This window comes from Microbacterium sp. MEJ108Y, from assembly GCF_000834175.1.
Taxonomy (GTDB): Bacteria; Actinomycetota; Actinomycetes; order Actinomycetales; family Microbacteriaceae; genus Microbacterium; species Microbacterium forte.
On the sequence record NZ_JXQX01000008.1, the window covers coordinates 20666 to 42091 of the forward strand.

22 protein-coding genes are annotated in these 21426 nt (G+C 68.2%); 7 read left to right on the forward strand and 15 right to left on the reverse strand.

Annotated elements, in window-relative coordinates; translation table 11 throughout:
• Nucleotides 1-24: 24 nt before the first annotated feature.
• The 6 genes from RU09_RS04195 to RU09_RS04220 form a co-directional block, all read right to left on the reverse strand.
• The gene (locus RU09_RS04195) at nucleotides 25-1419 is read right to left on the reverse strand and encodes an aspartate aminotransferase family protein (protein ID WP_042537827.1); all 1395 of its coding nucleotides are present in this window, start codon (nucleotides 1417-1419) and stop codon (nucleotides 25-27) included.
• Nucleotides 1416-1883: an Lrp/AsnC family transcriptional regulator gene (locus RU09_RS04200; RefSeq protein ID WP_153302254.1), complete on the reverse strand. Its 468-nt coding sequence runs from the start codon at nucleotides 1881-1883 to the stop codon at nucleotides 1416-1418. Before RU09_RS04200 ends, RU09_RS04195 begins: the two co-directional genes overlap by 4 nt.
• 88 nt (nucleotides 1884-1971) lie before the next feature.
• Nucleotides 1972-3132, reverse strand: a complete 1161-nt coding sequence (locus RU09_RS04205) for an acyl-CoA dehydrogenase family protein (protein WP_042537829.1) — start codon at nucleotides 3130-3132, stop codon at nucleotides 1972-1974.
• Nucleotides 3129-3887, reverse strand: a complete 759-nt coding sequence (locus RU09_RS04210) for an alpha/beta fold hydrolase (RefSeq protein WP_042537832.1) — start codon at nucleotides 3885-3887, stop codon at nucleotides 3129-3131. Before RU09_RS04210 ends, RU09_RS04205 begins: the two co-directional genes overlap by 4 nt.
• A 44-nt stretch (nucleotides 3888-3931) precedes the next feature.
• Complete coding sequence (locus RU09_RS04215; protein ID WP_042537834.1) at nucleotides 3932-4846, reverse strand: sugar kinase; 915 nt, start codon at nucleotides 4844-4846, stop codon at nucleotides 3932-3934.
• Complete coding sequence (locus tag RU09_RS04220) at nucleotides 4843-6051, reverse strand: MFS transporter (protein ID WP_197065952.1); 1209 nt, start codon at nucleotides 6049-6051, stop codon at nucleotides 4843-4845. Before RU09_RS04220 ends, RU09_RS04215 begins: the two co-directional genes overlap by 4 nt.
• Before the next feature lie 389 nt (nucleotides 6052-6440).
• On the opposite strand from RU09_RS04220, the gene nrdH reads away from it, so the two are divergent.
• The 4 genes from nrdH to nrdF are packed head-to-tail and all read left to right on the forward strand — an operon-like array spanning nucleotide 6441 to nucleotide 10297.
• Nucleotides 6441-6674, forward strand: a complete 234-nt coding sequence (gene nrdH, locus RU09_RS04225; RefSeq protein WP_042537838.1) for a glutaredoxin-like protein NrdH — start codon at nucleotides 6441-6443, stop codon at nucleotides 6672-6674.
• Nucleotides 6675-6680: 6 nt separating this feature from the next.
• The gene (gene nrdI, locus RU09_RS04230; RefSeq protein WP_042537840.1) at nucleotides 6681-7142 is read left to right on the forward strand and encodes a class Ib ribonucleoside-diphosphate reductase assembly flavoprotein NrdI; all 462 of its coding nucleotides are present in this window, start codon (nucleotides 6681-6683) and stop codon (nucleotides 7140-7142) included.
• A gap of 20 nt (nucleotides 7143-7162) precedes the next feature.
• Entirely contained in the window at nucleotides 7163-9283 is a 2121-nt protein-coding gene (gene nrdE / locus RU09_RS04235; protein ID WP_042537901.1) for a class 1b ribonucleoside-diphosphate reductase subunit alpha, read from the forward strand.
• Nucleotides 9284-9316: 33 nt separating this feature from the next.
• The gene (gene nrdF / locus RU09_RS04240; protein WP_042537843.1) at nucleotides 9317-10297 is read left to right on the forward strand and encodes a class 1b ribonucleoside-diphosphate reductase subunit beta; all 981 of its coding nucleotides are present in this window, start codon (nucleotides 9317-9319) and stop codon (nucleotides 10295-10297) included.
• 68 nt (nucleotides 10298-10365) lie between these two features.
• Here the strand turns inward: nrdF and RU09_RS04245 are convergent, their stop codons facing one another.
• From RU09_RS04245 to RU09_RS04285, 9 genes are all read right to left on the reverse strand, one after another.
• Complete coding sequence (locus tag RU09_RS04245; RefSeq protein ID WP_231567461.1) at nucleotides 10366-11301, reverse strand: hypothetical protein; 936 nt, start codon at nucleotides 11299-11301, stop codon at nucleotides 10366-10368.
• 127 nt (nucleotides 11302-11428) lie between these two features.
• The gene (locus tag RU09_RS04250) at nucleotides 11429-12280 is read right to left on the reverse strand and encodes a siderophore-interacting protein (RefSeq protein WP_042537846.1); all 852 of its coding nucleotides are present in this window, start codon (nucleotides 12278-12280) and stop codon (nucleotides 11429-11431) included.
• Entirely contained in the window at nucleotides 12277-13113 is an 837-nt protein-coding gene (locus RU09_RS04255; RefSeq protein ID WP_042537849.1) for an ABC transporter ATP-binding protein, read from the reverse strand. Before RU09_RS04255 ends, RU09_RS04250 begins: the two co-directional genes overlap by 4 nt.
• Nucleotides 13106-14170, reverse strand: coding sequence for a FecCD family ABC transporter permease (locus RU09_RS04260; protein ID WP_231567462.1), 1065 nt, complete (start codon nucleotides 14168-14170; stop codon nucleotides 13106-13108). Before RU09_RS04260 ends, RU09_RS04255 begins: the two co-directional genes overlap by 8 nt.
• Nucleotides 14167-15219, reverse strand: coding sequence for an iron chelate uptake ABC transporter family permease subunit (locus RU09_RS04265; RefSeq protein WP_082041034.1), 1053 nt, complete (start codon nucleotides 15217-15219; stop codon nucleotides 14167-14169). Before RU09_RS04265 ends, RU09_RS04260 begins: the two co-directional genes overlap by 4 nt.
• Nucleotides 15216-16151, reverse strand: coding sequence for an ABC transporter substrate-binding protein (locus RU09_RS04270; protein ID WP_042537852.1), 936 nt, complete (start codon nucleotides 16149-16151; stop codon nucleotides 15216-15218). The genes RU09_RS04265 and RU09_RS04270 overlap by 4 nt, the downstream gene beginning before the upstream one ends.
• A gap of 216 nt (nucleotides 16152-16367) precedes the next feature.
• Nucleotides 16368-16796 (reverse strand): hypothetical protein, encoded by a 429-nt coding sequence (locus RU09_RS04275; RefSeq protein ID WP_042537854.1) that lies wholly within the window; start codon nucleotides 16794-16796, stop codon nucleotides 16368-16370.
• Nucleotides 16797-16858: 62 nt separating this feature from the next.
• The gene (locus RU09_RS04280) at nucleotides 16859-18214 is read right to left on the reverse strand and encodes an MFS transporter (RefSeq protein WP_082041035.1); all 1356 of its coding nucleotides are present in this window, start codon (nucleotides 18212-18214) and stop codon (nucleotides 16859-16861) included.
• Between the two features lie 5 nt (nucleotides 18215-18219).
• Complete coding sequence (locus RU09_RS04285) at nucleotides 18220-18660, reverse strand: MarR family winged helix-turn-helix transcriptional regulator (RefSeq protein ID WP_042537858.1); 441 nt, start codon at nucleotides 18658-18660, stop codon at nucleotides 18220-18222.
• A gap of 81 nt (nucleotides 18661-18741) precedes the next feature.
• On the opposite strand from RU09_RS04285, the gene RU09_RS04290 reads away from it, so the two are divergent.
• The 3 genes from RU09_RS04290 (at nucleotide 18742) to RU09_RS04300 (ending at nucleotide 21419) form a co-directional block, all read left to right on the forward strand.
• Nucleotides 18742-19479 (forward strand): copper homeostasis protein CutC, encoded by a 738-nt coding sequence (locus tag RU09_RS04290; protein WP_042537860.1) that lies wholly within the window; start codon nucleotides 18742-18744, stop codon nucleotides 19477-19479.
• Between the two features lie 78 nt (nucleotides 19480-19557).
• Nucleotides 19558-20412 carry an alpha/beta fold hydrolase gene (locus RU09_RS04295; protein WP_042537862.1) on the forward strand — a complete coding sequence of 285 codons (855 nt, stop codon included), beginning with the start codon at nucleotides 19558-19560 and terminating at the stop codon, nucleotides 20410-20412.
• Nucleotides 20413-20681: 269 nt separating this feature from the next.
• Nucleotides 20682-21419 (forward strand): DUF1684 domain-containing protein, encoded by a 738-nt coding sequence (locus tag RU09_RS04300; protein ID WP_042537864.1) that lies wholly within the window; start codon nucleotides 20682-20684, stop codon nucleotides 21417-21419.
• Nucleotides 21420-21426: the final 7 nt, after the last annotated feature.

A 21426-nucleotide genomic window follows, 5' to 3' on the forward strand; every position in this document is an offset into this window, starting at 1 on the left:
TCTCCGGAGCCCCTGAAGAGAGCGTCAGAGAACCGACTGCGCGTCGGTGAGCACGCTCCGCAGGATCTGCTCGATCTCACGGAACTCCGCCGGTCCGACCGTGAGCGGCGGCGCGAGCTGGATCACGGGGTCGCCGCGGTCATCGGCGCGGCAGTAGAGCCCGGCCTCGAACAGCGCGGGGGACAGGAAGCCGCGCAGCAGCCGCTCGGACTCGTCGTCGTCGAACGTCTCGCGCGTCGCCTTGTCCTTCACGAGCTCGATGCCGAAGAAGTAGCCGTCGCCGCGCACGTCGCCGACGATGGGCAGGTCGAGGAGCTTCTCGAGCTCGGCGCGGAACAGGGGCGAGTTCTCGCGCACCCGCTGGTTGAGCCCCTCCTCGTCGAAGATCGCGAGGTTCTCGAGCGCCACGGCTGCCGAGACGGGGTGACCGCCGAACGTGTAGCCGTGCGGGAACGACACGTCGCCCTTCGAGAACGGCTCGTAGATCCGGTCGCTCACGATGGTGGCGCCGATCGGCGAGTAGCCGCTCGTCATGCCCTTGGCGCAGGTGATCATGTCGGGCACATAGCCGAGGCCGGTGCAGGCGAAGGTGTGTCCGAGGCGGCCGAACGCGCAGATGACCTCATCCGAGACGAGCAGCACGTCGTGGCGGTCGCAGATCTCGCGCACCCTGGCGAAGTAGCCGGGAGGGGGCGGGAAGCATCCGCCCGAGTTCTGCACCGGCTCGAGGAAGACGGCGGCGACGGTGTCTGCCCCCTCGAACAGGATCATCTCCTCGATGCGGTCGGCGGCCCAGCGTCCGAAGGCCTCGAGGTCGTCGCTCGGGCCGCCCATCTCGGCCGCTCGGTAGAAGTTGGTGTTCGGCACCCGGAAGCCACCGGGCGTGACGGGTTCGAACATCGACTTCATCGCGGGGATGCCGGTGATCGCGAGGGCGCCCTGCGGGGTGCCGTGGTAGGCGACCGAGCGCGAGATGACCTTGTGCTTGGTGGGCTTGCCCATCAGCTTCCAGTAGTGCTTCGCGAGCTTGAACGCGGTCTCGACCGCCTCGCCGCCTCCTGTCGAGAAGAACACGCGGTTGAGATCGCCGGGTGCCTCATCGGCCAGGCGATCGGCGAGCTCGATGGCCGCCGGGTGCGCATACGACCACAGCGGGAAGAACGACAGTTCGGATGCCTGCTTCGCCGCGGCCTCGGCGAGGCGGCGGCGTCCATGCCCGGCGTTGACGACGAAGAGACCCGAGAGGCCGTCGAAGTAGTCCTTGCCCTTCGAGTCCCAGATGCGGTGGCCGTCGCCCTTGACGATGATCGGCACGCCGCTCTTGTCCATGGTCGACTGCCGTGTGAAGTGCATCCACAGGTGGTCTTTGGCCATGGCCTGGAGTTCGGCCTCGGACGGAGTCGTGCGTTGCGTGCTCATCTGGTCCCCCAGTTGTAGAGCTGCTTCTGCAGCTTGGCGTAGATGAAGGTCTCGGTCGACAGCACCCCGTCGATCGGGCGGATGTGGTCGTTGATCAGCGCGAGGAGGTCTTCGTCGTCCTCGCAGACGACCTCGGCGAGGATGTCGAAGGATCCGACCGTGATCACCACGTAGTCGATCGCGGCGATCTCGGCGATGGCCTCTGCGACGACGCGAGTGTCGCCCGAGACGCGGATGCCGATCATCGCCTGTCGAGGGAAGCCCAGCTGCATCGGATCGGTCACGGCGACGATCTGCATCACGCCGGACTCGGTGAGACGCTGCACGCGCTGGCGCACGGCGGCCTCGCTCAGGCCGACCTCACGCCCGATGTCGGAGTACGAGCGCCGGCCGTCCTCCTGCAGCAGCTCGATGATCGTCTTGGCCACACCGTCCAGTGGCGGATGCTTCTTCGAGGACATCATGATGCGATCCTCGCACCGCAGCGGGCTGTCTTCAACCGATTCCGCAGAATCGGCGGAGCTGCAGCGGGCAAACCGCAGAATATCGCGGTCAGGACTCGAGCGGGCCCAGCCAGGCGCTCGCCGCGGTGGAATGCGCAGACTCGGGGTCGGAGGGGTGGAATGCCCCCGCCAGGACGTCACGATAGAGCCGCGACAGCTCGTTCGACGAGAAGTACGAGCCGCCGCCGGCGACCAGCATCGCCTGGTCGACGACGTGCTTCGACATCGTGATCGCCCGGTGCTTGACCCCCGAGAGCAGCGTGAACCACCGGGCGCCGTTGTCGACCTTCTCGTCGACATCGCGCGCGAGGACGGCGATCTGCGGCGGAAGGGCGTCGTACGCGAGGCCCATGTCGGCGATGCGCCAGCGGATGTCGGGATCCTGGCTGTACGCGGCACCTGTCTTCTTCGAGCGGCGCTTCTGCGCGGTGAGCACGGCCAGGTCGAGCGCACGGCGCGCGATGCCCGTGTAGACCGAGGCGAGGAGGATCTCGAAGACCGAGAAGATCCCGAAGACGATCGGGTCGGGGTTCGGACCAGGATCGATGCGGCGCACCACGTGCGCCGCATCCGCCGTGGCTCCGTCGAGTCGGGTAGTGCGGCTCTGCGTGCCCCGCATGCCGAGAGTGTCCCAGTCGTCGCCCGTCACGACCGCATCGGTGCGGTCGACGAACGCGAAGACGAGCTTCGGGGCGTCGGCGCTCGTCGTGTCGAGGCCGTGCAGCCCGAGCTTCGTCCACACGGGCGCGAGAGAGGTGAAGATCTTGGTGCCGGTGAATGCGTAGCCGCCGTCGGCGGTGGGTGCGGCCTCGGTGTCGCTGCCGAACAGCACCAGGTCGTTGCCGCCCTCGCTGATGCCGAAGGCGAAGACGTCGCCGGCGACCGCGCCGTCCTGCACGAACTCGAGGCCGGGCACGCCGCGGTCGGAGAAGACCTTGGCGACCCCGGTCCAGACGAGGTGCATGTTGATCGCGAGCGCCGTGGCCGGGGCGGCGGTCGCGAGGCGCTGCTGGAGGATCGCGGCCTCGGCGAGTCCGAGACCCGCGCCTCCGCGGTCGGCGGGGACGAGGATCGACAGGTAGCCGGCGTCGCGCAGCTCGGCGAGGTCCTGTTCGGGGAACGTGTTCTCGCGGTCGTGGACGGGAGCCCGCTCGCGGATGCGCTCGAGCAGGTCGTCGGGAAGATACGCGGTCGGGTCGAACGTGCTCACGCGAGGGCCTCTCTCAGCTGTCGGACGGTCTCTTCGGGCTTGTCGCGGTGCAGCGAATGCCCGGATCCCTCGACGACCGACATCGTGACGAGAGGGTTCGAGGCGAGAACGGAGGCTGCGACATCGCCGGTGAAGATGCTGTAGACCGCCGGATCAGAGGCGATCACATGGGTGGGGACGGTCAACCGCGCGGCATCCGCCGTGACATCCCACGGGGTGTTCTGCGCACTCGTCTGCTCGACCGCCCACGCACTCGCTCGGTGCACGGCATCGACCTTGAGCTCCCAGTCCTGCGGATGCCAGTGCGGATGCTCCTGCTGCACCAGCTCCACCCTGTTGTCGGCGAAGGCACGCTCCTGGCTGCGACGCACGATCGCGGCATCGCGGCCGTCGACGAGGATCGCCGGGTCGAGCAGCACCAGGCGGCGGGTCCACTCCGGAGCGGATGCTGCGGCCGCCGTGCCGGCGGCGCCGCCGAGAGAGTGGCCGACCACGGCATCCCACGCTCCACCGCCGTCGGGCTCGGTCGCGACGAGATCTGCCGCGTAGGCGGCGACCGAGTAGTCGAGGGCCCTCGGGGCGTCGCCGTGACCGCGCAGGTCGACGGCGGTCGCATGCCATCCGGCGTCGGCGAGGGCGGTGCCCACCCGCCACATGAGAGCAGCGGAGGAGCCGAGGCCGTGCACGAGGAGCACTCGGCGATTGGAGGCCGGATCACCCCAGGAGATGCGGGGCAGCGTGAGCGGTGCGGGCATGCAGCAAGCCTACGACCGGGTCCTAGGGGGGAGGCGTGCGGAGTTCAGGGCAGCGGTGGCAGGTCGCCGTGCGTGGTCAGCACCCGCGCGGCTGCGGTGTGTCCGGCAGAGAGTCGCTCGGCGAGCTCTGCGCCGTCGAGCGTCGCGGCGAGGAACCCGGCCGCGAAGGCATCGCCGGCGCCGACCGGCTCGACGATCTCGACCCGCGGCGCGGGCACGAACACCGGCTCGTCGTCGCCGAGGAACGCGGTCGCGCCGACGTCGCCGTCCTTCACGATGAGCAGCCCGCAGTTCGGAAGGTGTGCGCGGATCTCGACGGCGGTGGCGGTGCCCCAGACGCGCTCGGCCTCATCTCGACCGACGAAGGCGATGTCCGCGGCATCCGCGAGCCGGGTCAGCGTCTCGGCCGCATCCTGCATCGTCCACAGCGCCCTGCGATCGTTCACGTCGAACGAGACGAGCGCGCCGGCTGTGCGCGCGTCGACGAACAGCTGATCGACCATCGCGCGGCAGGAGGGGGAGAGCGCCGGGGTGATGCCGGTCGTGTGCACGATGCGGACGCCGGCGAGCTGCGGGGCGTCGAGGAACCCGGGCGCCATCAGCGACGCCGCCGATCCGCGTCGGTAGTAGTAGACGGACGACGACTCGGTGCCCGGATCCTTGAACATGACGCCGGTGGGCGCGTCCGCATCCGTCGTCACCCAGAGGTCGACGCCGCGGCGCGCGAGCTCGGTCGAGATGCGCACGCCGATCGGGTCGTCGCCCAGGCGCGAGGCCCAGGCGGCCCGATGCCCTGCCGAGACGAGTCCGACGGCGACGTTGCCCTCTGCCCCGGCGAGCCCCAGTGCCGCCGTCTCGGTCTCGGCGAGCGGTGCGCCCAGAGCGGTGACGAGTCCCATGGACTCGCCGATGCAGACCACCTCGGGGGCGATGGATGCGGGGGAGGACGCAGAGCTCATGAAGGGGTGACCGCCAGAGGTTCGGTATCGGGGTGGGGACTCGCATCGCGATGACGCAGATCGGGGAAGGAGCGGACGAAGACGATCGAGACGACGAGTCCGGCTGTGGCGAAGAGCGTCGCCGCGAGGTAGGCGCCGCGCGGATCAGTCGCATCGACGAGGAAGCCCGCGACGGCAGAGCCGGCCGCGGCGCCGATCAGCTGACCGGTGCCGGCCCAGCCGAAGGCCTCGGCGGTCTCGCTGAACTTGACGCTCGCGGTCGTGATGGCGAACAGCACGGCGAGAGCCGGCGCGACGCCGATGCCGGCGACGATCAGGGTGCCGCCGAGCCAGAACTCGTTGAGGGAGAACATGGTGAGTGCGAGGCCGACCGTGACGATGGTGAGGCGGCGGGCCATCGCCCAGGGCCCGATGGGGATGTGTCCGAACGAGAGGCCTCCGGCGAGGCTGCCCACGGCGAACACCGCGAGCACGAGGCCGGCCGCCAGGCTGCCGTGCTCGAACGTCGCGACGACACCGACCTCGACCGCGGAGCACGCGCCGATGAGCAGGAATCCGATGATGGTGGCGAGCAGCACCGGCGGTTTGAGCACGACCTTGCCGAGGGCGCTGCGACTTCGCGGGATGCGCACGCGGCCGACCTCGGGAGAGAGGATGAACCACGCTCCGCCGCCGACCAGCACGACCGCCACGAGCAGCAGCCCCACGGCCGTGCCGATCTGCGTCGACACGAGCGTGATCACGACGGGGGCGAGCACCCAGATGATCTCCTGCAGCGAGGCGTCGAGAGAGAAGAGCGGGGTGAGCTGTGTCGAGTTCACGAGCTTCGGATAGATGGTGCGCACGGCGGCCTGCACCGGCGGCGTCGAGAGGCCGGCGATCATGCCGAGCGCCATGTATCCGGGGACGTTCAGGGGGAGCAGCGCCAAGCCCAGCACGGCGACCACGCACACGCTGAGCGTGAGGGCGAGCACGCGGCGCATGCCCCAGGCGCCCATCCATCGACTCGTGATCGGGCCGGCGACGGCCTGCCCGACGCTGGTCGCGGCGAGCACCAGGCCCGCCGAGCCGTATGAGCCGGTCTGTTGTTCGACGTGCAGCAGGATCGCGAGCGAGGTCATCCCGTTGGGGAAGCGAGCGGTCAGCTGTGCAGCGATCATGCGCGCCACTCCGGGCGTGCGAAGAAGGTCACGATATCCCGCCACGGGTCAACGCTACCGGGAGGTGCGGACGCCGGTCGAAGCGGCTCCTCCGCGACACGCCGCGACACGCCCAAACCGAGTTTCCACAGAAAATCCGATGTCAGAGGTGAGGCGTACGGTCCGACCTGTGGATGGATCTCTCACAGGTCGTTCCCAGCCGCGATTTCTCGCGGTTCGGAGCTGCTCCCGAGGTGCCCGAGCCTGTGGAAGAAACGGTGGAGAACCTGTGTTGTAACAGTGGAGAGCGGTGGAAAACTACACGTATGTAACTACTACCCCTAGTGGTCACCCTGAATGTCCGTACCTATATGTAGTATTGAGATCCCGGTGAGGGTCTACCGGAAAACAGCCTGATACAGATGCAGGCCAGAGATTTGAGGGGAAGCGAAAAGATGTCGATCACGGTCTACACAAAGCCGTCCTGCGTTCAGTGCAACGCCACCTACCGCGCGCTCGACGCCAAGGGCATCGAGTACGAAATCCTCGACCTGTCGGAAGACGCGACCGCACTCGAGCAGGTCAAGGCGCTGGGCTACATGCAGGCGCCGGTCGTCGTCACCGACGAGGGCCACTGGTCGGGCTTCCGTCCCGACAAGATCGACGAGCTCGCCTCGCGTCTGGCGTGATCCGCCATGAGCGCCGTCGCGACCGCCGCGCCGCTCCTGGTCTACTTCTCGAGCGCCTCGGGTAACACCGCGCGCTTCGTCGAGAAGCTCGGGCTCCCGGCCCGACGCATTCCCCTTCTCCGGCAGCAGGAAGATCTCGTCGTCGACGAGCCCTTCGTGCTGGTCACCCCCACCTACGGCGGGGGTGAGGGGCGCGGCGTCGAACGAGGCGCGGTGCCCAAGCAGGTCATCCGGTTCCTCAACGACGAGCGCAACCGGAATCACATCCGCGGAGTCATCTCCGCGGGCAACACCAACTTCGGCGACTCCTTCTGTCTCGCCGGTGACATCATCAGCCGCAAGTGCAACGTGCCTCACTTGTATCGGCTCGAGATCTTCGGCACACAAGACGATGTAGATCGCGTGAGCGACGGATTGGAGCGACGGTGGGTACCGCAGTTGACGAGCAGGCAGGAACCGACTCAGTGACGGACACGGTGGCGTTCAAGATGAACCCGACCTACGAGGGCCTGGACTATCACGCCCTCAACGCGATGCTGAACCTGTACGACGCGAACGGGAAGATCCAGTTCGACGCCGACAAGCGGGCGGCACGCGAGTACTTCCTGCAGCACGTCAACCAGAACACGGTGTTCTTCCACTCGCTCAAGGAGCGTCTCGACTACCTGGTCGAGAAGGAGTACTACGAGCCCGCCGTGATCGAGCAGTACTCGCTCGAGTTCATCCAGAAGCTCAACGACCTCGCCTACAGCAAGAAGTTCCGGTTCGAGACGTTCCTCGGCGCCTTCAAGTACTACACGAGCTACACGCTCAAGACGTTCGACGGCAAGCGCTACCTCGAGCGCTTCGAAGACCGCGTCGTGATGACGGCCCTCGGCCTCGCCGGCGGCGACGAGAACCTCGCAGTCGCACTGGTCGAGGAGATCATCTCCGGCCGTTTCCAGCCCGCGACGCCGACCTTCCTCAACTCGGGCAAGGCCCAGCGCGGCGAGCTCGTCAGCTGCTTCCTGCTGCGCATCGAAGACAACATGGAGTCGATCGCCCGCGGCATCAACTCCGCTCTCCAGCTCTCCAAGCGCGGCGGCGGCGTCGCTCTGCTGCTCTCGAACATCCGTGAGGCCGGCGCTCCGATCAAGCAGATCGAGAACCAGTCCTCGGGCATCATCCCCGTGATGAAGCTCCTCGAAGACAGCTTCAGCTACGCCAACCAGCTCGGCGCCCGTCAGGGTGCCGGAGCGGTGTACCTCAACGCGCACCACCCCGACATCATGCGCTTCCTCGACACCAAGCGCGAGAACGCCGACGAGAAGATCCGCATCAAGACGCTGTCGCTCGGCGTCGTGGTTCCCGACATCACGTTCGAGCTCGCCAAGAACGGCGAGGACATGTACCTCTTCTCGCCGTACGACGTCGAGAAGGTCTACGGAGTTCCCTTCGGCGACATCTCGGTCACCGAGAAGTACCGCGAGATGGTCGACAACCCGCGCATCAAGAAGACGAAGATCAACGCGCGCGAGTTCTTCCAGACGATCGCCGAGATCCAGTTCGAGTCGGGCTACCCGTACATCATGTTCGAGGACACGGTGAACAAGGCCAACCCGATCAAGGGCCGCATCAACATGTCGAACCTCTGCAGCGAGATCCTGCAGGTGAACACGCCGACCACGTACAACGACGACCTGTCGTACGACCAGATCGGCAAGGACATCTCCTGCAACCTCGGCTCGATGAACATCGCGCTGTCGATGGATGCCGATGACCTGGGCCAGACGGTCGAGACGGCGATCCGCGCGCTGAGCGCGGTGAGCGACCAGAGCCACATCCGCTCGGTCCGCTCGATCGAAGACGGCAACGACCGTTCGCACGCGATCGGCCTCGGTCAGATGAACCTGCACGGCTTCCTCGCTCGCGAGCACGTCCACTACGGCTCCGAAGAGGGCATCGACTTCACGAACATCTACTTCTACACGGTGCTGTTCCACGCGCTGCGCGCCTCGAACAACATCGCGATCGAGCGCAAGCAGGCCTTCGACGGCTTCGAGGACTCGACGTACGCGTCGGGGGAGTTCTTCGACAAGTACATCGAGCGCGCCTGGGTGCCCGAGACCGAGAAGGTCAAGGAGCTCTTCGCGGGCAAGCACATCCCGACGCAGGCTGACTGGGTGGCGCTGAAGTCGTCGATCCAGGAGCACGGCATCTACAACCAGAACCTGCAGGCGGTGCCCCCGACCGGCTCGATCTCGTACATCAACAACTCGACGTCGTCGATCCACCCGATCGCCTCGAAGATCGAGATCCGCAAGGAAGGCAAGCTCGGCCGCGTCTACTACCCGGCGCCGTTCATGACGAACGACAACCTGGAGTACTACCAGGACGCATACGAGATCGGCTACGAGAAGGTCATCGACACCTACGCCGCCGCCACCCAGCACGTCGACCAGGGCCTGTCGCTGACGCTGTTCTTCAAGGACACCGCCACGACGCGTGACATCAACAAGGCTCAGATCTACGCATGGCGCAAGGGCATCAAGACGATCTACTACATCCGTCTGCGTCAGATGGCGCTCGAGGGCACCGACATGACCGAGTGCGTCTCGTGCATGCTCTGATCCGGCTCTGACCACAGGAAACGACGAAGAACAATGACTCCTCACCCCCCGCTCAAGCTGGTCGACAGCGTTCAGGCGATCAACTGGAACCGCATCCAGGACGACAAGGACCTCGAGGTCTGGAACCGTCTGGTGAACAACTTCTGGCTGCCCGAGAAGGTGCCGCTGTCGAACGACGTCCAGTCGTGGAACACGCTGACGCCCGACGAGCAGCTGCTCACCATGCGCGTCTTCACCGGTCTGACTCTGCTCGACACGATCCAGGGCACGGTCGGCGCCGTCTCGCTGATCCCCGACGCGATCACCCCTCACGAAGAGGCGGTCTACACGAACATCGCGTTCATGGAGTCGGTGCACGCGAAGAGCTACTCCTCGATCTTCTCGACGCTCGCGTCGACGAAGGAGATCGACGAGGCGTTCCGCTGGTCCACGGAGAACCCGAACCTTCAGAAGAAGGCTCAGATCATCATGGATTATTACCAGGGTGACGACCCGCTCAAGCGCAAGGTCGCCTCGACCCTGCTCGAGTCGTTCCTGTTCTACTCGGGCTTCTACCTGCCGATCTACTGGTCGTCCAAGGCGAAGCTCACGAACACGGCCGACCTGATCCGCCTCATCATCCGTGACGAGGCCGTGCACGGGTACTACATCGGCTACAAGTTCCAGAAGGGTCTCGAGAACGAGACCGAAGAGCGCCGCCAGGAGCTGAAGGACTACACCTTCAACCTGCTGTTCGAGCTCTACGACAACGAGGTGCAGTACACGCAGGATCTCTACGACGGCGTCGGTCTGACCGAGGACGTCAAGAAGTTCCTGCACTACAACGCCAACAAGGCGCTGATGAACCTCGGCTACGAAGCGATGTTCCCCTCGACCGTCACGAACGTGAACCCGGCGATCCTGTCGGCGCTCTCGCCGAACGCCGACGAGAACCACGACTTCTTCTCGGGGTCGGGCTCCTCCTACGTCATCGGCAAGGCCGAGGCGACGGAAGACGACGACTGGGACTTCTGAGTCACACGTTGAGCATGATGAAGGGGCGGATGCTGCGGCATCCGCCCCTTCGTCATGTCGTCGCCGCCTCAGGCGTGCTCGTCGGCCAGGCGGGCTCGGCGCTCCTCTTCCCGCTTGGAGTAGGTGGCGGCGCGGATCGCGTCGTCGGACTCCAGGCCCGTTCCCAACGCCCCGCCGAGTGTCGCCGCCGACGCGACGAACCAGGTGAGCACGAACAGATCGCCGACTTCGACGGTTCGGCCGAGGGACTCGCTCATCACCGACGTGTCGAGCACGAAGAGCGCCCAGGCCAGATTCACGACGTACAGCGCCAGATAGCAGATGACGATGCCGATGGTCAGGGTCAGCAGCGTCGAGGTGTTGTAGAGACGGGATCTCTCACGGGCCTGGAGTGAGTCGTCGTCTGGACGGTCCCAGAGCCTGCCGTCGATCACGATCCACGCGATGATGATCGTGATGGAGGCCACAGTCGCCGCCACCAGGCGCCAGCCCGACAGTGAGCTGGCGAGCGACCACACGGTCGGCTCGATCGTCGCCACCGCGCCGGTCGCCAGCGCTGCGACCAGCGCGGACTTGAGCCCGGCGGCGAGCAGCCACGGACGGTTGGCCAGCACCATCCCCAGAAGCACGCGCCCGCGGGCACTGAGTCCGGGCAGCGGCAGGCGCTGCTCCTCCGGCGAGGCGGGCTCGGCCATCCCGTCGACGAGTCCCCGCACCGCGTGACGGGCGCGGCTCTGCACCCGGAACCCGCCCAGGGCGGGCAGCGACAGCACCGCGGACTGGCGACGAGGATCGATCGCCGCCAGCAGGTAGCGGCCGTCATCGTCGCGAAGCGGAAGCTCGGTGACGCCGATGACGAGATCCCACCCGTTCTGCTCGGCATGCGCACGTAGCCGCTCGAGGGCGACGTCGACGTCTTCAGACCCGAGGGTGAACGGCTCGCTGACGAGTTCGACGATCCAGCTGTCGGCCGCAGCGGCGAGCGGTGGCGTGAGGTCGGTCATCCGACGCGCGACGGTAGTGGGCGAAGCCGGGTCGGCTACGAGGCCCACTCGGATCGGCTCCATCTCCGCAACCTACACCCGCCTCGCGTCGGCCGCATCGGCTTCTGCGATTGCCGCCCTCCGGGGATCACCCGACGAGTGGGCCGCCTCTCCGCCAGTAGCCGAGGAAGGAGACGCGGTCCTTCGCGATGCCGAGGCCGGAGGTCAGGTACCGGCGAATGCCCGTGGTCGTGCTGGACTCACCCGCTATCCACGCGTAGAAGGCGGTGTCGTCGCGGGCGGACGCACCGTGGACGGCGCCCCAGGCGTGCACGGCCCGTTCGATCGCCTCCGAGTCTCCGGCATCGCGGAGCACACGGTGCACGCGCGCCGTGTCGGGGGCCGCAGGCGAGACGAGATCATCGGCGGCGTCACCGCATTCCAGGAAGACCTCGGCGCGGGCGTCCGGCACGAGGGAATCGAGGATGCCGCGCACTGCCGGGAACGCCGTCTCGTCGGCGACGATCAGGAACCGCTGCGCGTCGCCCGGATGCCAGTGCAGCCCGTACCCGGTCCACCCCATCCGCGCGTCCGGCCCGTTGATGACGAGGTGGTCACCCGGGGCCGCCGCGGCCGCCCATGCGGACGCGGGTCCGGCTGGTTCGTGGAGGAAGAAGTCGATGTCGATCTCGCCGACCTCCGACCGGATCGCGGACGGCGTGTACGTGCGGAGCACATTGCGCTCGTCCTCGGGCAGCGCGCGCCACCGTGCATACCAGTCGGAGGGATGCGGTGTCGGCTCGTCGAGCAGTCCGAAGTCGGCGATGCTGCCGTCTGCCAGAGGCAGCACGACTTTGATCCGCTGATCCGTGCCCCAGCCGGCGAAGTTCCGCAGACTCTCTCCGCCCAGAGTCAGCCTGACGAAGTGCGCGCTGAGCATCGCCCGCGCTCGCACCTCGACCGGGAAGGCGCTGTAGGCCCAGGGGCGCTCGGCGGTCACGATCGCACTCCGGCAGGAGTCGACCCGCGCAACGGCACGACCAGCGGTCCTCCGGTGACAGGGTCGTCGATCACGACGTTCGCGAGGCCGAACACCTGCTGCACCCGTTCGCTCGTGATCACCTCACTCGGCGGGCCCTCGGCGACGATGCGCCCCTCGCGCATCGCGATGATGTGGCTCGCATACCGCGCGGCGTGATTGAGGTCGTGCAGCACGGCGACGAGCGCGCGGCCCTGGGCGTTGAGATGCGCGAGCAGTTCCATGAGATCCACCTGGTGGGCGACGTCGAGGAATGTGGTCGGCTCGTCGAGCAGCAGCAGGTCGGTCTCCTGCGCGAGGACCATGGCGACCCAGACGCGCTGACGCTGGCCCCCCGAGAGTGCGTCCACCGGGCGGGAGGCGAGGTCTGCGGTGCCGGTCGCGTCGAGAGCGTGCTGCACGGCCCTCTCGTCGGCATCCGACCACTGGCGCATCAGGTTCTGATGCGGGTAGCGGCCGCGGGCGACGAGGTCGGCCACGGTGATGCCGTCCGGGGCTGTCGCGCTCTGCGGCAGCAGCCCCAGCCGTCGGGCCACCTCCTTCGCCGGGTACTCGCTGATCGACTTGCCGTCGAGCACGACGCGCCCGCTCGAGGGCGGCAGCAGGCGCGACAGGCCGCGCAGCAGCGTGGACTTGCCGCAGGCGTTCGGCCCGATGATCACCGTGAAGCCTCCAGCCGGCAGGGCGACAGAGAGGTCGCGGAGGATCTCGGTGCGGTCGTATGTGAGCGTGATCCGCTCTGCTCTCAGGCGCGAGGTGACGGTGGGATCGGGCGAGGACGGGTTCTCAGGCACGGCGGCGGATCTCCAGGACGATCATCAGGACGAGGTAGGCGCCGCCGACCGACACGGTCACGACGCCGACGGGCAGGGCGGTGGGCAGCAGGTGCTGTGCGACGAGGTCGGCGCCGAGCAGGAGGACTCCTCCGAACAGTGCCGACAGCATCAGCGAGAGGTGCGGGGTGCGGGCCACGAGGCGCGCGATCTGCGGCGCGGCGAGAGCGACGAACGCCACGGGGCCGGCGACGGTCGTCGCGGCGGCCACGAGCGCCACGCCGATGAGCAGCGCGACGGCCCGGATCCGGCCCGGCCGAGCCCCTGTGGCTGCGGCCATGTCGTCGCCCAGCTCGAGCTGACGCAGGCGCGGCACGAGCACGAGGGCTGCGACGGCGAACGGCAGCGCGCACAGCAGCGCTCCCGCGAGCGGACCCGCGCTGACGCCGTTCAGCGACCCGGTGCCCCAGGCCGAGGCGAACATCGCGGTCTCCAGCTCGATCTGCAGGAGCATCCAGGTGTTCAGCGACGCGAGGACCGCCGAGACGCCGATGCCCACGACGATGAGGCGGAAGCCCTGCACGCCGCCTCGTGCAGAGAGCAGCCAGATCACCAGAACCGTCGCGAATCCGCCGATGAGAGATCCGGCGGTGAGCACCGGCCAGCTGCCCGAGACGAGCACCAGTGCGATGAGCATGCCCGTGAAGGCGCCGTTGGACAGGCCCAGGATGTCGGGACTCGCCAGCGGATTCCTCGTGACGGTCTGGAACAGCGCACCGGCGATGCCGAGGAGGGCGCCGATCGTGATCCCCGCGAGTGCCCGAGGAAGTCGCCAGTCGATCACGACCGTGCGGTGCATGGCGTCGCCCCCGCCGAGGAGAGTCTCCACGACCTGCTGCGGGGTGAGCGGATAGCTTCCCATTCCCAGCGCCAGGATTCCCAGGACACCCAGAGCGGCCGAGGCCAGGAGGCCGATGAGGATGCTGCGCCGGCGCACCGGCATCCGCAGCGGCCCCAGGTGCAGGATCATCTTCGCGCCGGCGGCGTCGACGGGTGCCGAGGTGGTCGATGCGCTCACAGTGCGCTCGCTCTGCGCTGCCGCGCCAGCACGATCAGCACCGGCGCGCCGATGAACGCCGCGACGATTCCGACGGGCACCTCCGCCGGGGCGATGATGACCCGACCGAGGACGTCGGCGAGAAGCAGGATCACGGGTGCCAGCACCGCGGAGAGCGGCAGGATCCCCCGCTGATCGACGCCGAAGGTCCAGCGGATCACGTGCGGCACCATCAATCCGATGAACGCGATCGGCCCGGCGAGGGCGGTGGCTGCACCAGCGAGCAGCGTGACGGCGATGATCACGCCGATGCGGATGCCGGCGACGTTCGCGCCCTGTGCCCGCGCGACGTCTTCGCCGAGGCCGACGGCGTTCAGGCCCGGACCGAGCAGCAGCGCGAGCACGAGCCCGGCAGCGACGAACGGGAGAATCGGAACGATCACATCGAAGCCACGTCCGAGGAGCGATCCGGCGTTCCAGCTGCGCATCGAGTCGAAGGCGTCGGGGTCGCTGAGGGAGATGCCGGTGGTGATGCCCGAGAGCACGGCTCCGAGTGCGACTCCGGCGAGCGTGAGGCGGAGCGGATCGGCGGAGCCGCGCCCGGCCGAGCCGATGAGGTAGACGGCGACCGTGACGATGAGCGCCCCGAGGAAGGCGAGCCAGACGAACTGCGACACGTCACGCAGCCCGAGCAGGCTCACCCCGAGGGCGACCGCGAGCGCGGCGCCGGCGTTCACGCCGAGGATGCCCGGGTCGGCGAGCGGATTGCGGGTGAAGGCCTGGATGAGAGCGCCGGCCACGCCCAGGGCCGCACCGGCGACGAGCCCCGTGACCGTTCGAGGTATGCGCAACTCGAACAGGACGTAGTCCGTCTCCGGAGTGCCCCCGCCGCGCAGTGTCGTCCAGACAGCCTCGGGCGAGAGGGGATTGGCGCCGATCGCGAGGGAGAGGACGACAGCGACTGCGAGTGCAGCGAGGAGGACGATCGCCCCGCCGACAGCTCGAAGGCCGCGTCGGGGACCCCGCACATGCGGAGCCCCCGATGTCTCGACCGAGGCGAGAGCGGTCACCGGCTCTCTTCGAGGTACGCCTCGATGTCGTCGAGCACGGCCTGCGCGCCCTTCGGCCCGACTCCCGACACCCAGTAGCTCGTGTCGACAGGGGTGACCGAGGGGAAGGCTGCGGAGTTCTGTGCGATCGCGGCGGGGATCTCCGAGGCGTCGTCGACGTCGGTCACGGTGACGAACACGTGGTCGGCTTCCGCCGAGACGATGTTCTCTGGCGAGATGTCGGCCTGCAGGCCGTCGGCCCACTCCTGCTCGGGGATCGTGAACCCGGCGCATTCGAGGAGGCTGCCCGAGAACGACACCGGCCCGTAGAGGCTGAGGGTCGTCTCGTCGCGGGGACGGATGAGCTGCGCGGTCTCGCCGTCGACCGCGTACTCGTCGGCCAGCGACTCGCAGCGCTCGTCGACTTTCGAGAGCAGATCGGCGACCTCCTCTTCGCGGCCCAGCGCTTCGCCGATGAGCATCGCGTTGTCTCGCCAGGGGTCGGCCTGCGTCTCGATGAACACCGTGGGGGCGATGGCGGAGAGCTGCTCGTAGAGCTCGGAGTGCCGGGCCTCGGTTCCGAGGATCAGGTCGGGTTCGAGCGCGGCGATGGCCTCGAGGTCGGGTTCGGGAACCGTGCCCACGGGCTCGACACCGTCGGCTCCGAGGTACGCGGGCGCACCCGCGACGTTGCTCGCGACCGCCGCGCCGACCGGCTCGATGCCGACCGCGACGGCAGTGTCGAGCTCGAGCGGTTCCAGAGTCACCACGCGCTGGGGCTCGTCGGGGACCGCCGTGGTGCCGCGGGCATGCTCGACGTCGTGAGTGCCGGCGGATTCGCCTGTCGCATCGGTGGCGGCGGTCGGCTCAGGGGCGCAGCCGGCGAGCAGGATCAGCGCGCACGCTGAGGCGGCGAGGGTCGTGGAGGCACGACGGCGGGGGCGGGAGGGCATGGTGAATGACCTTTCGGGACCGGGGAGGGGAACGACATCGATCGGATCAATGTTGGTTAGGCAACCCTAACAGCGGGGCCCACGTTCCACGCAACACGGCGCGTCGGGTCTGCTCCTCGGCGCTCCAGCGAGGGTGCATTCACGCGACACATGAAGGGGGCGGATGCCGCAGCATCCGCCCCCTCATCTGTCCTGCAGGCTGAGACCAGTCGGCTCTCAGGCGGGAGCGTCGTCCGGGTCGAGCGCGCGCAGAGCGTCTTCCTCGACCTCATTGTCGGCGGTCAGCTGCTGTTCGGTGTTCTCGTCGCCGCCGAGGGCCGCGTCGCGGTCGGGGCTGGCGTCGCCCTGAATGGCGCCGCGAGGCGATTCTCCGTGCGAGCTGTCGCCCTGGATCGCGCCACCCTGGGCTGCGCCCTGAGCGTTCTCTTCGTCGGCGTCGCCCTGAATGGCTCCGCGCGGGGAGTCGCCGTGCGAGCTGTCGCCCTGGATGGCACCGCCCTGGGTCGAGCCCTGGGCGTTGCCGTGGAGCTCGTCGCGCTCGACGGACGACTGCCCATCGGGCGCGGTGTTGTGCTGAGGGTTCTGCTCAGGAGAACCTTCGGCGGGCTCTTCGGCGTGCGGGGTGCGTCCTGTGTTCTGGTCCATGCGGCGAACGTACGTCCGCCCCGCCCGCACGTGGAGGGCATTGACAAACCGCAGTCACCCGCTCAGAACTCCGGGTCGTCCTTCTTCGAGGTGCGGATCGGCGTCGTGACGGCCGCTTCATCGCTGAACTCGACCGGGTCTGCCTTCTCGACGATGTCGGCGCGGTCGACGACGTTCAGCGGCCTGGTCTCGTCGAGCGTCATCAGGAACCGGCTGTCCTCCGAGCGGTGCAGTCGGCCGGAGGTGAAGATCCAGATCGCGCCGATCGCACAGGCGACGAAGCCCGCGGTGCCACCGAGCATGATCGCCACGCGCGGGCCGAACGTGTCGGCCACCCACCCGGCGATGGGAGCGCCGACCGGAGTCGAGCCCATGATCACGGCCATGTACAGCGCGAGCACGCGCCCTCGCAGCGCAGGGGCCGTGGTCATCTGCACGTATCCGTTTGCCGTCGTGAGCAGCGTCACGATCATGAATCCGGTGAATGTCAGCGTGATCGCGTACGACAGATACGTCGGCATGGATGCGGAGATGAAGGCCGCGACACCGAAACCGCCCGCCGCGAAGACCACGACGCGCACGCGAGCGCGGTCACGCCTGGCCGCCAGCAGTGCCCCGGCGAGCGAGCCGATCGCGAGCACCGAGCTCAGCACTCCGTAGCCGTCGGCCCCGGCCCCGAACTCGATCGCCATGGTCGAGGCGAAGATCGGGAAGTTCATGCCGAACGCGCCGATCAGGAACACCGTCACGAAGACGACCCGCAGGTCGCTGCGACCCCAGACATAGCGGAAGCCCTCGGCGAGGCCGCCGGTCCGGCGGTTCTTGAGACGCGGCGCCAACTGCCCGGTGCGCAGCAGCATCAGCGCGACGAGCATCGCGAGGAACGTCACGGCGTTCGCGATGAACACCCATCCGGAGCCGATCGCCACGATCAGCAGACCGCCGACGGCCGGGCCGATCATGCGGGCCAGGTTGAAGGATGCCGAGTTGAGGGCGACCGCGTTCGACGTGTCGCCGGCCGAGACCATGTCGGAGACGAACGCCTGCCGCGCGGGTGCGTCGAAGGCGTTGACGACACCGAACGCGGCGGCGAAGCAGAACATCATCGGCAGGGTCATCACGCCGTTGAGCAGCAGGACGCCCACGGCGATCGCGAGCAGCAGCAGTGCGCTCTGAGTGGCGAGCAGGATGCGGCGGCGCTCGAAGCGGTCGGCGACCCATCCGGTGAGGCTCACCAGCACCAGCGGCGGACCGAACTGCAGCGCCATCGTGAACCCCATGGCCGCGGCGTCGTTGTCGGTGAGCTCGGTGAGCACGACCCAGTCCTGCGCGGTCGCCTGCATCCAGCCACCGATGTTCGAGACGAGGGCGCCGGCGAACCAGATGCGGTAGTTGATGTTCGAGAACGAACGGAACATCGCGCTCATCGGTCGACCACCTTTCGCATCAGGGCGCTCGCTTCTCGCAGCGTCGTCAGTTCCTGCTCGGTGAAGTCCAGTTCGCCGAGCATCTCGGCCAGCAGCTCGTCGCGGCGCTTGATGGTCTGCGCGACGATCTCGGTGCCCGCCTCGGTGATGTCGACCTGCACGCGACGGCGGTCTTCGGCATCCGGGGTGCGGATCACGAAACCCTGCTCCTCGAGTCCGTTGATCATGCTCGTCATCGACGGTGCAGTGACCCGCTCGCGCTCTGCCAGGGCCGTGATCGTGCGCCGGCCGTGCATGCGCAGCGTCGCGAGCACCGCGAGCTGCGCGTCGCTCATCGCGTCGACGGCACGGGCCGAGCGCAGGCGGCGTGCGAGTCGGAACGTCGCCATGCGCAGGTCTGTCGCGGTGAGTTGGAGGGAATCATCGGTCGCAGACATTACTTAGACAGTCTAAGTAATTTTGCTGACGATGGGAAGCGGGCGTCGGATCGGCCGCCGCCGACAGGCCAGAATGGACGCATGACCCGATCCGTTGCTCTCGAGCTCGCCGTGCAGGACCCGACCGGAGTGCGCATCGCCGGCGCGGTCGGCGCCGTGCGCGTCGAGCTCGCTCAGGCTCTGCCTCTCGGCGGCCTCACCCCGTCGCCGGCGACCCTCGACCTGTCGATCGACGCGGCACGAGCCGTCGGGGTCGAAGTGCATGTGCTCGTCCGGCCCCGAGCCGGCGGTTTCACCTACTCCGCCGACGAGATCGCGATCGCAGAGAGCGACGTCCGCCGTGCGATCGAGGCGGGCGCCGACGGTGTCGTGATCGGTGCGCTCGACGAAGAGGGGCTGCTCGACATCCCCGCCATGCGGCGACTGCGCGACGCCGCCGGCGGAGCATCCGTCACCCTGCATCGCGCGATCGACGTGACTCCCGACCCCGTGGCGACGCTCGTCGCCGCCAGGGATCTCGGCCTTCGCCGTGTGCTCACCTCGGGTGGCGCCTCGGTCGCGATCGACGGCATCGACACCCTGCGCGCGCTCGTCGCCGAGGCGGCCGGAGAGATCGAGATCATGGCGGGCAGCGGAGTGGATGCCGCCAGCGCTCCCGCCCTCGTCGCAGCGGGCGTCGACGCTCTGCACTTCTCCGCCAAGCGCATGGTGCACGAAGACGGCGGAGTGCGCATGGGGTCGGCATCGGACGGCGTCGGTGGATACGAGGTCACCGACCTCGCGATCGCCCAGGGCGTCATCGCCGCGCTGTCGAACTGAGCCGCATCGCGCGGTCGAGCTGAGGCTCGTCCCGCAGTCGCCCTGACGCATGTCGCGCACCCTCAGTAGGGTGGGGGCGTGACCGATACGCGCGAATTCACGGATGCCGACGGCATCGCCATCGTCTACGACGTGCACCCGGCGGTGGGCGATGCGCGGGGAGTCGTGCAGCTGCTGCACGGTGTGGGCGAGCACGCCGGGCGCTACGGGGCGCTGATCGCCGCGCTGACCGAGGCCGGCTTCATCGTCTACGCCGACGATCACCGAGGGCACGGTCGCACCGGCATCCGCCAGCACGGAGGCCCCGCCAAGCTCGGCCGCCTCGGCAAGGGCGGACTGCGCGCGGCGCAGGCGGCGATCTGGCAGCTCACCGGCATCATCAAGGACGAGCACCCCGACCTGCCGCTCGTGCTGCTCGGACACTCGTGGGGATCGTTCCTCGCGCAGATGCTCGTGAACGACCACCCCGAGGCGTGGGATGCCGTGATCCTCTCGGGGTCGGCTCTGCGCACACCCGGATCGCTCAACGCGGCACCGCTCAACGCCCGCTGGGCGGCGGACGACGCCACCGGCCTCGAATGGCTGAGTCGCGACCCCGCCGTGTGGACCTCGTTCGATGAGGATCCGCTCACCACGGATCAGCCGCTTCTGAAACTGTTCGGCCCGGTCGAGGCGGCCAAGCTCTACGGTCGCCCGCGCAAGGACCTCGGCCGCGACATCCCGCTGCTGCTGCTCGTCGGCCGCGACGACCCGGTCGGCGGCCCCCGCAGCGTGCACAAGCTCGCCGACGAGTACCGCACGCGATCGGGGCTCACCGACATCACGACGCTGGTCTACCCCGATGCGCGTCACGAGATCTTCAACGAGCTGCAGCAGGACGAGGTGCGGGCCGACATCCTGTCGTGGCTCGACACCCGCATCCCTCCGCGCTGAGCCGTCGCGCGGCGGAGCGGGCTTCTGTCCGGTCGTTGAGCGAGCAGCGAAGCAGCGAGACGAAACGTGGCGAGTGCACGCAATCGGCTCACTGCGTTTCGTCTCGGTCGGCTTCGCCGTCCTCTCTCAACGACCGGGGTCGGGCGCCTTTTCGCGCGTCCGAGTGTTACGCCCGATGAACCCCCGTTACAGCGGGTGAATCCGCGTGACGTCATCCCGGCATACCGGTCTTCCCTCCGCATAGATTCGCGGCGAGAGGCAGGTGTGGGGTGGGTTTCGAAGACGAGTGGCGTGCGTGGCATGACTCGCGGGAGCGCTATGCCGGCGCCGAGTACGGCCCGGCCGCGCTCGAGTCGACGAACTGGCTCATCACCGAGCCCGCTGCCGTCGAGGGGGTGCCCGGGCTCTGGGCGCTCACGGGAGACGGAGGGATCCGCGGCAGCGATCTCGGCACCACCGGGTCGGTCGTCACGCTGAGGGGCCGTGACACGCTGCGGCTCGGACGCCGCGAGCTGCGCGTCTTCGACAGGCGGGGGGAGGTGGCGCTGCGGGTGTTCAACCCGAGGCGGCCGGAGCGGGAGCGGTTCAGCGCGATCGACGCGTATCCGCCTCGGAAGGGATGGCGGATCGCCGCGGTGTTCGAGCCGACGCCCGGCGAGACGATCACCATCACCTCGGTGGATGGTCGCTCGCACGAGTCCGACCTCGCCGGTCGGCTGCGGTTCACGCTCGACGGCGTCGCGGTGGCGCTCGCCGCGACCCGCACGCCCCAGGGCGGCCTGAGCGCGATCTTCGCCGACGGCACCAACGGCACCGAGACATATCGCTTCCGCTTCCTGCCGATCGAAGAACCGGCATCCGACGGCTCCGTGGTCATCGACTTCAACCGCGCATACCTGCCTCCGTGCGCCTTCTCCGATCAATACGTGTGCCCGCAGCCGCCGCCGGGCAATCGCTTCTCGGCGCCGATCCGCGCGGGCGAGCGGGCTGTCGTGCTCGGGCGGTGAATCCGCG

What these genes read in the sequence shown, in the direction of transcription:
- RU09_RS04195 (WP_042537827.1), bottom strand. Translation starts at nt 1,419, where the DNA reads ATGAGCACGCAACGCACGACTCCGTCCGAGGCCGAACTCCAGGCCATG.
- RU09_RS04200 (WP_153302254.1), bottom strand. Translation starts at nt 1,883, where the DNA reads ATGATGTCCTCGAAGAAGCATCCGCCACTGGACGGTGTGGCCAAGACG.
- RU09_RS04210 (WP_042537832.1), bottom strand. Translation starts at nt 3,887, where the DNA reads ATGCCCGCACCGCTCACGCTGCCCCGCATCTCCTGGGGTGATCCGGCC.
- RU09_RS04215 (WP_042537834.1), bottom strand. Translation starts at nt 4,846, where the DNA reads ATGAGCTCTGCGTCCTCCCCCGCATCCATCGCCCCCGAGGTGGTCTGC.
- nrdH (WP_042537838.1), top strand. Translation starts at nt 6,441, where the DNA reads ATGTCGATCACGGTCTACACAAAGCCGTCCTGCGTTCAGTGCAACGCC.
- nrdI (WP_042537840.1), top strand. Translation starts at nt 6,681, where the DNA reads ATGAGCGCCGTCGCGACCGCCGCGCCGCTCCTGGTCTACTTCTCGAGC.
- nrdE (WP_042537901.1), top strand. Translation starts at nt 7,163, where the DNA reads ATGAACCCGACCTACGAGGGCCTGGACTATCACGCCCTCAACGCGATG.
- nrdF (WP_042537843.1), top strand. Translation starts at nt 9,317, where the DNA reads ATGACTCCTCACCCCCCGCTCAAGCTGGTCGACAGCGTTCAGGCGATC.
- RU09_RS04245 (WP_231567461.1), bottom strand. Translation starts at nt 11,301, where the DNA reads ATGACCGACCTCACGCCACCGCTCGCCGCTGCGGCCGACAGCTGGATC.
- RU09_RS04270 (WP_042537852.1), bottom strand. Translation starts at nt 16,151, where the DNA reads ATGCCCTCCCGCCCCCGCCGTCGTGCCTCCACGACCCTCGCCGCCTCA.
- RU09_RS04275 (WP_042537854.1), bottom strand. Translation starts at nt 16,796, where the DNA reads ATGGACCAGAACACAGGACGCACCCCGCACGCCGAAGAGCCCGCCGAA.
- RU09_RS04280 (WP_082041035.1), bottom strand. Translation starts at nt 18,214, where the DNA reads ATGTTCCGTTCGTTCTCGAACATCAACTACCGCATCTGGTTCGCCGGC.
- RU09_RS04285 (WP_042537858.1), bottom strand. Translation starts at nt 18,660, where the DNA reads ATGTCTGCGACCGATGATTCCCTCCAACTCACCGCGACAGACCTGCGC.
- RU09_RS04290 (WP_042537860.1), top strand. Translation starts at nt 18,742, where the DNA reads ATGACCCGATCCGTTGCTCTCGAGCTCGCCGTGCAGGACCCGACCGGA.